Annotated in this window: 11 protein-coding genes; all 11 read right to left on the bottom strand. The window is 60.4% G+C overall.

The window, feature by feature from the left end:
- Positions 1-758: 758 nt before the first annotated feature.
- The 11 genes from ACEN8U_RS14005 to ACEN8U_RS13955 all read right to left on the bottom strand — a co-directional run bounded on the left by ACEN8U_RS14005 (position 759) and on the right by ACEN8U_RS13955 (position 11918).
- Complete coding sequence (locus tag ACEN8U_RS14005; RefSeq protein ID WP_015004080.1) at positions 759-2489, bottom strand: AMP-binding protein; 1731 nt, start codon at positions 2487-2489, stop codon at positions 759-761.
- Positions 2490-2766: 277 nt separating this feature from the next.
- Positions 2767-3192 (bottom strand): F0F1 ATP synthase subunit epsilon, encoded by a 426-nt coding sequence (locus tag ACEN8U_RS14000; RefSeq protein ID WP_013340935.1) that lies wholly within the window; start codon positions 3190-3192, stop codon positions 2767-2769.
- 155 nt (positions 3193-3347) lie between these two features.
- Positions 3348-4742: a F0F1 ATP synthase subunit beta gene (gene atpD, locus ACEN8U_RS13995; RefSeq protein ID WP_013340936.1), complete on the bottom strand. Its 1395-nt coding sequence runs from the start codon at positions 4740-4742 to the stop codon at positions 3348-3350.
- Positions 4743-4867: 125 nt separating this feature from the next.
- Positions 4868-5752: a F0F1 ATP synthase subunit gamma gene (gene atpG / locus ACEN8U_RS13990; protein ID WP_310104490.1), complete on the bottom strand. Its 885-nt coding sequence runs from the start codon at positions 5750-5752 to the stop codon at positions 4868-4870.
- Positions 5753-5889: 137 nt separating this feature from the next.
- Positions 5890-7431 carry a F0F1 ATP synthase subunit alpha gene (gene atpA / locus ACEN8U_RS13985; RefSeq protein WP_015004083.1) on the bottom strand — a complete coding sequence of 514 codons (1542 nt, stop codon included), beginning with the start codon at positions 7429-7431 and terminating at the stop codon, positions 5890-5892.
- A gap of 55 nt (positions 7432-7486) precedes the next feature.
- The gene (locus ACEN8U_RS13980; RefSeq protein ID WP_013590055.1) at positions 7487-8026 is read right to left on the bottom strand and encodes a F0F1 ATP synthase subunit delta; all 540 of its coding nucleotides are present in this window, start codon (positions 8024-8026) and stop codon (positions 7487-7489) included.
- Between the two features lie 2 nt (positions 8027-8028).
- Positions 8029-8499 (bottom strand): F0F1 ATP synthase subunit B, encoded by a 471-nt coding sequence (locus ACEN8U_RS13975; protein ID WP_006050845.1) that lies wholly within the window; start codon positions 8497-8499, stop codon positions 8029-8031.
- A gap of 135 nt (positions 8500-8634) precedes the next feature.
- Entirely contained in the window at positions 8635-8904 is a 270-nt protein-coding gene (atpE, locus tag ACEN8U_RS13970; RefSeq protein WP_007180033.1) for a F0F1 ATP synthase subunit C, read from the bottom strand.
- An 82-nt stretch (positions 8905-8986) separates the two neighbouring features.
- A complete protein-coding gene (atpB, locus tag ACEN8U_RS13965; RefSeq protein ID WP_015004084.1) occupies positions 8987-9838 on the bottom strand; it encodes a F0F1 ATP synthase subunit A in 852 nt (283 codons plus the stop codon).
- Positions 9839-9994: 156 nt separating this feature from the next.
- Complete coding sequence (locus ACEN8U_RS13960) at positions 9995-10537, bottom strand: ATP synthase subunit I (protein ID WP_015004085.1); 543 nt, start codon at positions 10535-10537, stop codon at positions 9995-9997.
- A 493-nt stretch (positions 10538-11030) separates the two neighbouring features.
- Positions 11031-11918, bottom strand: coding sequence for a ParB/RepB/Spo0J family partition protein (locus tag ACEN8U_RS13955; protein ID WP_013590057.1), 888 nt, complete (start codon positions 11916-11918; stop codon positions 11031-11033).
- Positions 11919-11926 lie beyond the last annotated feature (8 nt).

Genomic DNA, 11926 nt, shown 5'->3' with positions numbered 1-11926 from the left:
TTCGCCGAGCGGTGAACGGGCCCTCTTCGGAGCGAGATTCGCACGGTATTTGTTGCACCGCATTCGGATTTCTGCACCTGCACTGGGAAAAGCCGGCAGCGCGCGAAGCAGTTGTAACAGCAGCGCTCTATTGTCAGAAAGATGACGACGCAACCATTTCATGCGGAATCGACTTAACGGTTTATGCGGCGCTATGCTTCGCGAATATCATTAAACGGGCGTATTAAATTGCGTCGCAGTCATAGGTAAAAATTGCGGATTTAACGTTTCCTTTCCGCAATAAATCCCGCAACGCCTTATCTGGCGGGCGTTACAACCTGAAACACTTTGTTACGGCGCTCCTAAGTTAATTCGCCCACAATGCCCTCAACGGTTTCAACACGGATGTGGCTGGGTGCGTGGTGTGAGCGGATACGATGCACTTGCCGGTCGGCGTATGCCGAAGCCCTGTGAAGGGGCATCCCTGCTGGGACCGTAGTCGACGCCGGGTCGTCGTCTCAGTCGGTTCCTACTTTGGTCTCCTCGCGCTAACCCCGTAGCGTGTGGTTTTTAGCGGGCTCCAGGCCCGCTTTTTTTTCGTCTTGCCAAACGTTTGCGCAGTGCAAAATGGCATCTTTTACATGCAATTAGGCGCCAGTTGACGTTTTGGCCGTGTGGGAATTTCGTCCCGGAAATAGACGAGCGAATAACAAGGGCTGCCTGAGGGCAGCCCTTTGTTTGTCGATTTGTGCCGCTCTGGCTTTCTCTCGCCGCGCGGTTCAGGCGGTCTTGCCTTCCTGCAGCCTGAGTTCGTTGATCATGCGCTCGCGCATGACGAACTTCTGCACTTTGCCGGTCACCGTCATCGGCAGTTCGTCGACGAAGCGGATGTACCTGGGCACTTTGTAGTGGGCGATCTGCCCTTGGCAGAACTGCTGGATTTCCTCCGCTGTCGCCTGTTCGCCTGAACGCAGCACCACCCAGGCGCACACTTCTTCGCCGTATTTTGCGTCGGGCACGCCGAACACCTGCACGCTCTGAATCTTCGGGTGGCGAAACAGGAATTCTTCGATCTCCCGCGGATAGATGTTCTCGCCACCGCGAATCAGCATGTCCTTCAGACGGCCGACGATGTTGCAATAGCCTTCGGCGTCGATTGTCGCCAGATCGCCGGTGTGCATCCAGCCGTCTACTATGCTCTCGCGGGTTTTTTCCTCGTCGCCCCAATAGCCCTGCATCACCGAATAGCCGCGCGTGCAAAGCTCGCCTGTTTCGCCCACCGGCACGATATTGCCGAGCGGATCAACGATCTTGACCTCCAGATGCGGTTGAATGCGGCCGACCGTCGTGGTGCGCTTGTCGAGCGGATCGGTGGTCGAACTCTGAAACGACACCGGGCTTGTCTCGGTCATGCCGTAGGCAATCGTGATCTCGCCAAGATGCATTCTGGAGACGACCTTTTTCATCGTCTCGATAGGACAGGGCGATCCTGCCATGATGCCCGTGCGCAAACGCGAGAGATCGTATGAAGCGAAGTTCGGATGGTCGAGCTCCGCGATGAACATAGTGGGCACGCCGTGCAAGGCCGTGCACTGCTCCTCGGCGACGGCAGCGAGCGTCGCCGCGGGGTCAAAGGCCTCCCCCGGAAACACCATGTTGGCGCCCACCGAAACGCAGGCCAAAACGGCGAGCACCATCCCAAAGCAGTGATAAAGCGGCACCGGAATGCACAGCGCGTCGTGCTCGCTCAGGTTCATGGCCATCGCGATATAGCGCGCGTTGTTGACCACGTTGCTATGGGTGAGCGTCGCGCCCTTCGGATTGCCGGTCGTGCCGCTGGTGAACTGAATGTTGATCGCCTCGTGGCAGGACAGCGTGTTGCCAATTTCATCGAGCCTGGCCACGTCGAGCGTGGCGCGCCCTTGCTCGATCACGTCGGAGAAGCTGAGCATTCCCGGCGTGTCCGTGTCGCACATGCGAATCACATAGCGCAAGGCCGGCAAGCGTGCGGCGCGCAGTTGGCCGGGCGCTTGTGTAGCGAGCTCGGGCGCGAGTTGCTGCAGCATTTCCAGATACATCGACGTCTTGAAACGCTCCGCCGCGACAATCGCCTTGCAGCCGACCTTGTTCAGCGCGTACTCGAGCTCCGCCAGCCGGTATGCCGGATTGATGTTCACCAGCACGGCGCCGATGCGCGCGGTCGCAAACTGCGTCAGCAGCCATTCGATGCGATTGGGCGACCAGATCCCGACGCGGTCGCCCTTCGCGATGCCCAGCGCCAGAAACCCGGCGGCCAGCACATCGACTTCTTCGGCGAACTCCTTCCATGTCCAGCGAATTTGCTGCTCGCGGAACACCACAGCGGGCCGGTCCGGGAAGCGTCCAGCCGTCTCTCGCAGAAATTCGCCGATCGTCGCCTGGCTCAGCGGAATGTCTGTCGATCCGCGGACATACGAGAGCCCGTTTTTCGGCTCGATGATTGCGCCTTCGCCTGACACTTGCGTTGCCATGGTGCTGTCTCCGTGAGCAGATCGCCCTATTGAAATGAGTTCGAAACCGATTGTGCCACCGGCGCGCGCCAGCCCGGCATCAAGTCTTACCCGCAGCGGATCGGCGCGGGCGGGCGGCTGGGTGCGGCCGCGATTGAGGCGCCGCGGGGGCTGCCGTGAAGGCGTCTGTGGAAGCCGCTGATGACGGACACACAATGTCGCTGACCTTTCCGTAAACGTCAACACGAGGTCAAAAAAAAGCAGCCACGCGGGCTGCTTTCTCTCTGATACCGGCTGCTTAATTCTGACTGCGCAGCTTACGCAGACGCTGGATTGCAGCGAGCTGAGCCGTCGCGTACGCCAGTTCCGCCTGGGCGGTCGCGTATTCGAGGTTCGAGCCCGTGTTTTGCAGCGCTTCTTCAGCACGCTTGCGCGCGTCTTCGGCCTTGGCTTCGTCGAGATCCTTGCCGCGGATGGCCGTGTCGGCGAGAACCGTCACTGCGCCCGGCTGGATTTCCAGGATGCCGCCGGCGACGAACACAAACTCTTCTTCGCCGTTTTCAGCTTCAATACGCACCGCGCCCGGCCGGATCCGCGTGATGAGCGGCGTGTGGCCCGGCAGAATGCCGAGTTCACCTGCTTCGCCCGGCAGCGCGACGAACTTCGCCTGGCCCGAGAAGATCTGCTCTTCCGCGCTGACGACGTCTACTTTAATGGTTGCCATATGTGTCGACTCCTGTGGCGACCAGAGTTACGGCTTGCGCCTGGCTCTCGTCGCATGCAAGGCTGGGTTTAGCGTAGTGAAGACGCCAGCCAGGGGAAAACCACCGTTGAGGCAGCTCTCACGCGCGCCAGCGCCTTCTTCGTTACACCCGGCCTTTACTGGATCTTCTTGGCCTTTTCGAAGGCTTCGTCGATCGTGCCGACCATGTAGAACGCTTGTTCCGGCAGGTGGTCGCACTCGCCTTCAACGATCATCTTGAAGCCGCGGATCGTTTCCTTCAGCGGAACGTACTTGCCCGGCGAGCCCGTGAACACTTCAGCAACGTGGAACGGCTGCGACAGGAAACGCTGGATCTTACGAGCGCGCGCCACGGCGAGCTTGTCTTCCGGCGCCAGTTCGTCCATGCCCAGAATCGCGATAATGTCGCGCAGTTCCTTGTAGCGCTGCAGCGTTTGCTGCACGCCGCGCGTGATCGAGTAGTGCTCTTCGCCGATCACGTTCGGGTCGATCTGACGCGAGGTCGAGTCGAGCGGGTCCACTGCGGGGTAGATACCCAGCGAAGCGATGTCACGCGACAGCACGACGGTTGCGTCCAGGTGGCCGAACGTCGTAGCCGGCGACGGGTCGGTCAAGTCGTCCGCAGGGACGTACACGGCCTGAACCGACGTGATCGAACCGGTCTTGGTCGACGTAATACGCTCTTGCAGCTTGCCCATTTCTTCAGCCAGCGTCGGCTGATAGCCCACTGCCGACGGCATACGGCCGAGCAGTGCCGACACTTCGGTACCGGCCAGCGTGAAACGGTAGATGTTGTCGACGAAGAACAGCACGTCGAGGCCTTCGTCACGGAAATGCTCGGCCATCGTCAGGCCGGTCAGCGCGACGCGCAGACGGTTGCCCGGCGGCTCGTTCATCTGGCCGTACACCAGCGCGACCTTGTCGAGAACGTTCGAGTCCTTCATTTCGTGATAGAAGTCGTTCCCTTCGCGGGTACGCTCGCCAACACCGGCGAACACGGAGTAACCGCCGTGTTCCTTCGCGATGTTGTTGATCAGTTCCATCATGTTCACGGTCTTGCCCACGCCGGCGCCACCGAACAGACCCACCTTGCCGCCCTTCGCGAACGGGCAGATCAGGTCGATAACCTTGATGCCGGTTTCGAGCAGTTCCGTCGACGGCGACAGTTCGTCGAACGCCGGCGCCTTCTGGTGGATCGAGCGCATGTTGTCGCTTGCGATCGGGCCAGCTTCGTCGATCGGACGACCCAGCACGTCCATGATACGGCCGAGCGTCGGCTTGCCGACCGGCACGCTGATCGGCTTGCCGGTGTTCTTCACGACCGTGCCGCGGCGCAGGCCGTCCGATGCACCCAGACAGATGGTACGGACGACGCCGTCGCCCAGCTGTTGCTGGACTTCGAGGGTCAGTTCCGAACCTTCCAGAATGAGCGCGTCGTAAACTTTCGGCATGTCCGAACGCGGGAATTCCACGTCGATCACCGCGCCGATGCACTGTACGATCTTGCCTTCTACCAAAGCAGTAGTACTCATCGCTTTTCCTTTAGATACTCAATTCTTCACTCGCGCAAAGGCGCTGTTTCGATGGGATCGCCCAGACCGTTGCCCAGACGGTGCGCCACACGGGCGCACACGAAGCGGCGTGCCTGACCTGAAGGTCAGACTGCCGCCGCGCCACCGACGATTTCCGACAGTTCTTTCGTGATCGCGGCCTGACGGCTCTTGTTGTACACAAGCTGCAGTTCGTTGATGACCGACTTCGCATTGTCCGAAGCGGCCTTCATTGCGACCATGCGGGCCGATTGCTCCGATGCCATGTTTTCCGCGACGGCCTGATAGACCAGCGCTTCGACATAACGCACCAGCAGTTCGTCCACCACTGCCTGAGCGTCCGGCTCGTAGATGTAGTCCCACTGGGTGCTCGGCGTCGCGCCCTGCTCTTCCTTGCGCTCGAACTGATCTGCCGCGAGCGGCAGCAGTTGCTCGATCACCGGCTCCTGCTTCATCGTATTGACGAAGCGCGTGTATGCGAGATACACCGCCGAAACCTTGCCTTCCGAGTACAGGTCGAGCTGCACCTTCACCGCGCCGATCAGCTTTTCAAGGTGCGGCGTATCGCCCAGATGCACGACATTCGACACCACCTTGGCGCGCAAGCGGTTCAGGAAACCCAGACCCTTGGTGCCGATCGCGGTTGCCTCGATCATCTTGCCCTGGCCTTCCAGTTCCTTGAACTTCTGCAGCGCCGCACGCAGCACGTTGGTGTTCATGCCACCGCACAGACCTTTGTCGGTCGTGACGAGGATGATGCCCGCCGTCTTCGCGCCTTCGTTCGACACCATGAACGGGTGACGATACTCGGGGTTCGCACGGCTCATGTGTGCAGCGATATCGCGGACCTTGTCGGCATACGGGCGAGCAGCGCGCATGCGCTCCTGAGCGCGGCGCATCTTCGATGCGGCCACCATCTCCATCGCTTTCGTGATCTTTCGCGTGTTTTGCACGCTCTTGATCTTGCCGCGAATTTCCTTCATTCCAGCCATTGCTTGCTCCTTGTCGGCCCGGATTTGCGCTGGCGCTCACCCGGGACCCATGCAAAGCGACCGAAGCCGCGCGGGAGCATTCGCATGCAGCCCGCGCCGCTTCAAGGTCCGTTTATGCCTTGCGGATCACTCGCGGATCAGTAAGCGCCGGACTTCTTGAAGTCTTTGAGAGCCGTGTGCAGCAGGCCTTCGTCGTCCTTCGAGAGTTCCTTGTTGTCTTCGATGCGCTTGACCAGGTCAGCGTGGCTCGACTTCAGATATTCGCGCAGGCCCTTTTCGAACGGCAGCACTTGCGACACTTCCAGATCGTCGAGGTAACCGTTGTTCGCGGCGAACAGCGAGATAGCCAGTTCCCACACTTGCAGCGGCTGATATTGCGGCTGCTTCAGCAGTTCCGTCACGCGGCGGCCGCGCTCGAGCTGCTTGCGGGTTGCTTCGTCAAGGTCCGATGCGAACTGCGCGAACGCCGCCAGCTCACGATACTGCGCGAGGTCGGTACGGATACCGCCCGACAGCTTCTTCACGACCTTCGTCTGAGCCGCACCACCGACGCGCGACACCGACACGCCGGCGTTAATTGCCGGGCGGATACCTGCGTTGAAGAGGTCGGTTTCCAGGAAGATCTGGCCGTCCGTAATCGAGATCACATTCGTCGGAACGAACGCGGTCACGTCGCCTGCCTGCGTTTCAATGACCGGCAGTGCCGTCAGCGAACCGCTCTTGCCCTTCACTTCACCGTTGGTGAACTTCTCGACGTACTCTTCCGAGACGCGAGCAGCACGTTCCAACAGACGCGAGTGCAGATAGAACACGTCGCCCGGATAGGCTTCACGGCCCGGCGGACGGCGCAGCAGCAGCGAGATCTGACGGTATGCCCAAGCCTGCTTGGTCAAGTCGTCATAAACGATCAGCGCGTCCTGGCCGCGGTCGCGGAAGTATTCGCCCATCGTGCAGCCGGCGTACGGTGCCAGGTACTGCATGGCAGCCGATTCCGACGCCGAAGCCGCGACGACGATCGTGTATTCCAGCGCGCCCGTTTCTTCGAGCTTGCGGACCACGTTCATGATCGACGAAGCCTTCTGGCCGATCGCAACGTAGATGCAGAAGAGGTTCTTGCCCTTCTGGTTGATGATCGCGTCGACTGCGACTGCGGTCTTGCCGCACTGACGGTCGCCGATGATCAGCTCACGCTGGCCACGGCCAACCGGCACCATCGCATCGATCGACTTCAGACCGGTCTGGACCGGTTCCGAAACCGACTTACGCCAGATCACGCCCGGAGCGATCTTTTCGATTGCGTCGGTCTTCTTGGCATTGATCGGGCCCTTGCCGTCGATCGGGTTGCCCAGTGCGTCGACCACGCGGCCGAGCAGTTCCGGACCCACCGGCACTTCCAGAATGCGGCCCGTCGTCTTGACGATGTCGCCTTCCGAAATGTGCTCGTACTCACCCAGAATCACGGCGCCGACCGAGTCGCGCTCGAGGTTCAGTGCGAGGCCGAACGTGTTGCCCGGGAATTCGAGCATTTCGCCCTGCATCACTTCCGACAGACCGTGAATACGCACGATACCGTCGGTCACGGAGATCACGGTGCCCTGGTTGCGAACGTCTGCGCTCGCTTCAAGGCCCTGGATCCGGCTCTTGATCAGCTCGCTGATCTCAGAGGGATTGAGTTGCATTATTCGCTCCTGATAGTCAATTCTGTTGCGTGCCAGCCGCCTGGCGCGAGGCGCTTCAGGCCGTCAGAGCCGTTTGCATGCTGGCAAGCCGCGCGCGGACCGAGGTATCGAGCACTTCGTCGCCGACCGTCACGCGCACGCCGCCGATCAGCGACGAGTCAACCTCGACCGTCGGCTTCAGCTTGCGTTTGAACTTGCGTTCGAGACTTGCGACGAGGTCGTTCAACTGCGCGCCTTCGAGCGGGAATGCGCTGACAATCAGCACATCGGCCGCCCCTTCGCGGGCGTTCTTCAACTCTTCGAACTGCGCGGCGATTTCCGGCAGCAATTGCAGGCGATGGTTGTCCACCAGCATTTGCACCAGATTCTTCGCTTGCGCGTTGTCCTTGAGCGGCGACTTGACCGCAGCCAGCAGCAGTTCGCTGATCTGGGCGCGGCTCACTTTCGGGCTCGAGGCGATCGACAGCACTTCGGGCAGACGCGCAACCTGTGCCAGCTCCTGCACGAGCGTGGACCAGGCGGCGATGTCACCAGCTTCGGCCACGCCAAACAGCGCTTCTGCGTACGGACGGGCGATGGTTGCAAGTTCGGCCATGATCAGAGCTCGGCTTTCAGTTGATTCAGCAGGTCAGCGTGTGCTGCCTGGTCGACTTCGCGCTTCAGGATCTGTTCAGCGCCCTTCACTGCCAGTGCGGCGACTTCGCCGCGCAGCGTTTCGCGCGCCTTCACGACTTGCTGCTCTGCGTCAGCCTTCGCTTGCGCGATGATGCGGGCGGCTTCGGCTTGCGCCTGAGCCTTGATTTCGTCAGCGACGGCGACAGCGCGCTTTTCTGCGTCAGCAATACGTTGCTGACCGTCATTGCGTGCCTGGGCGAGTTCCTGGTCGACGCGCTTGTGAGCGGCTTCCAGTTCAGCCTTACCCTTTTCAGCGGCAGACAAACCGTCAGCGATCTTCTTCGAGCGCTCGTCGAGGGCGTTGATCAGCGGCGGCCACACGAACTTCATCGTGAACCACGCGAGGATCAGGAACACGACCATTTGCGCAAACAGGGTTGCGTTGAGATTCACGGTGTTTCCTTAAACGTTGCTAGTTCGGAAAGTGAAACGGCAAGGCGCTCATCGATTCAGTGCTCGATCAGCGCCCCAGTGCCCGTTCCGCCCTGCGCCTTTAGTTATAGCTCAGGCGCAAACTTCCGAGGAACCTCAGCCTGCCAGCTTCGACAGCAGCGGGTTCGCGAACGCAAACAGCATTGCCACACCAACGCCAATCAGGAACGCCGCATCGATCAGACCAGCCAGCAGGAACATCTTGGTTTGCAGCGGGTTCATCAGTTCCGGCTGACGAGCACATGCTTCGATGTACTTGCCGCCCATCAGGCCGATACCGATACAGGCGCCGATTGCACCCAGGCCGATGATGATGCCGATACCGATGGCGGTCAGACCCTGGATGTTGGCGATGAAAGCTTGCATGATCACTCCTTTGTGAAAAGTCTTTTAGAACTGGTTGGAACTGGGATTTAAAAAACTACGATTCTTTCTACGACAGCGCGGGTTAGTGCGTGTCGTGTGCCTGGCCGATGTACACCAGCGTCAGCATCATGAAAATGAACGCCTGCAGCAGAACGATCAGGATGTGGAAAATTGCCCACACGCTGCCGGCGATCACGTGGCCGATGAAGCCAAGCACCGTCGTGTCCGCGCCGAAGCTCCAGATGCTGCCGAGCAGGGCAATCAGCAGGAACAACAGTTCGCCCGCGTACATGTTGCCGAACAGCCGCATGCCGAGCGAGACCGTCTTCGCGACGAACTCGATGATGTTCAGTGCAAGGTTCGGGATCCACAGCAGCGGATGTGCGCCGAACGGAGCGGACAGCAGTTCGTGCACGAAGCCGCCGGCGCCCTTGATCTTGAAGTTGTAGTAAATCATCAGCGCGAACACACCGAGCGCGATGCCGATCGTGCCGTTCAGGTCGGCAGTCGGGACGATACGGTGGTGCGGGATGGCTTCGGACAGGCCCAGCCAGCCAATGACATGGCCCGGCAGGTCGACGGGGATAAAGTCGAGCGAGTTCATGAGCGCGACCCAGACGAAGACCGTCAAGGCCAGCGGTGCAATGAAAGTGCGCGTGCCGTGGATCATCGACTTCGATTGATCCTCGACCATTTCCACCAGCATTTCGATCGCGCACTGGAAACGGCCGGGCACGCCGGACGTTGCCTTGCGGGCAGCGAGATGCAGGATGATGATGGTGGCCAGACCGCAAACGATCGACCAGAAAAGGGTGTCCAGATTCCACACGTGGATGTCGAAAATCGACGTCTGGTGCGCGGTGGAAAAGTTCTGCAAGTGGTGCGCGATGTACTCGGACGGATCCATTGCGCGCGTGCCTTCGCTAGCTGCCATATCGTTAAAGCCACCCAAATTGTCGAAAATCGTCTTAGGCCGTTTCCGCTGCAATGCTCTATTGCGGGAACGCGCCGGGTGCGGACCGTGTCATATCCGCACACTTTCACCGGCGCTATGCGCCGGCTTTAAATCTTGGTGTTACCTGCTGCATCCTCAGCGCCAGGCCAAGGCAATCCAGTACGTCTTGAGCGCGACGAGATAGGTCACGAGCAGCGGAACCCAGCGTACGTCGTGATACCAGAAGGCGATGGCTACAAACATCGCAATCGTGGCGCCCATCTTCAGCGCTTCGCCGAGCACCCAGCTCATCACTGTTTCGGCGCCGCTCAGCGTTCTCAGCCGTGCCGCGAACAATGCACCCGGCACCCAGCAGATCGCTCCCCCCAGGAACGCGGACAGCGCAGCAGCGCCCGGCGGCTTATAGAACAGCCACCACACCAACGTTGCAACCAGGGACAAAACCATTTGCGCTGCCACAACCTTGAACGGCGTAACGCGCGATGGACGGCTCACATTCGGGCCAAACAGCTTTTCGGCCTCGGCCCGGGTGAGCGGAACGATATTGTTATCTTGCTCGGCGTCCCAGGATTCTTCGCGCGCGGCTGACTGAGCGGTGGAGGCATCCGGAACGGTGCGCTCATCGCGGTGTTCGTCGCGCCCATTTTTTGGCGCTTGATTCGACGCTTTGACCGCCATCGCAGTGTTCCGAAAGTCTCGTTCCGATCAGCGGGCTTTCGCTGCGCTTACGGGGTTGCCGTGCAATTAAATCCGGGCGATTGTAAGCGATAGTTGCAGGCAATTCAAGACTTTAGGCCGTTCAATAAACAGTGCGAAACGACGCTTCGCGATGCGGAAAAGGCTTCATCGTCGACGGCAAGACGTCAACTGTAAGGCTGTCGGGGAGAGGCAAAACATGTGCGCAAACTGACAAGTTTTTGTCTCGCGGCCAGGCCCGACAATCGTTGCAACGGACGTCTCGAAAATGCAACAAACGCCGGTTGGGCGTTTACTTCCGCGCTGCCGGCTGCCTTTTTTGCGGCGCACTCACACGCAGACACGCCCTGCCCTTCGTTCGAGCTGAAAGCGTGTCATGTGGCCACAACAGATAGTTAGGATTCCATGGCAATCTGGACAGGGCAGACAATTTTTCCTGCACCGCCCGCTCGATGAGTCTGCAACGATCTGCGTTCTAGGCAGTAGCATTCCCGCGCAAGCGCACCAGAATGCCTTCCAGCGCATCCAGATCGCCGAAGTCGACGAGAACCTGGCCGCGGCCGCGCCGGCCGAGCTTGATCTTCACGGTCGCCGCAAGCAGGTCGGACAACTCTTCCTCGAGGCGCCGCGTGTCCCGCCCGCCGTCCGGATTGGCACGCGCCTTCACGGCCGGTGCGGCCTTCGTGGTCGCCGTCACCAGTTTCTCCGTTTCGCGCACCGACATCCGCTTGTTGACGACCTGATTCGCCAGCGTGATCTGCGTCGCGGCATCGACGGCGAGCAATGCTCGCGCGTGGCCCATATCGAGGTCGCCGGCGAGCAGCATCGTCTGAACCGGCGTAGCGAGGTTCAGGAGACGCAGCAGATTCGACACCGCACTGCGCGAGCGGCCGACCGACTCCGCCGCCTGCTCGTGCGTGAAATTGAACTCGTCGAGCAAACGCTGGATGCCCTGCGCCTCTTCCAGTGGATTCAGATCTTCGCGCTGAATGTTCTCGATCAGCGCCATCGCGGCGGCAGCCTGGTCGGGCACGTCCTTCACCAGTACAGGCACCTCTTCGAGGCCCGCGAGGCGCGCCGCGCGAAAACGCCGCTCGCCCGCGATGATTTCATATTTATCCGCCGAGACCGGCCGCACGAGGATCGGTTGCATCAGTCCTTGAGCGCGGATACTGGCTGCCAGCTCCTGCAAGGCGCCCTCGTCCATCCGCGTACGCGGCTGATACTTGCCGGCCTGCATCTTTGATAGAGGCAACACGTTCGGGGCGCCTTCTATCGCCACCGCTTCCGTGATGTCGGCGCTGCCGCCGAGCAATGCTTCCAGGCCGCGTCCCAATCCCTTCTTTCGTGCTACTGCATTCATCGTGCTTC

The organism is Paraburkholderia phenoliruptrix, assembly GCF_047325075.1.
Classification (GTDB): Bacteria; Pseudomonadota; Gammaproteobacteria; order Burkholderiales; family Burkholderiaceae; genus Paraburkholderia; species Paraburkholderia phenoliruptrix.
The sequence above is the reverse complement of the archived record's forward strand: the minus strand, read 5'-3'. Positions and strand labels throughout refer to the sequence as shown.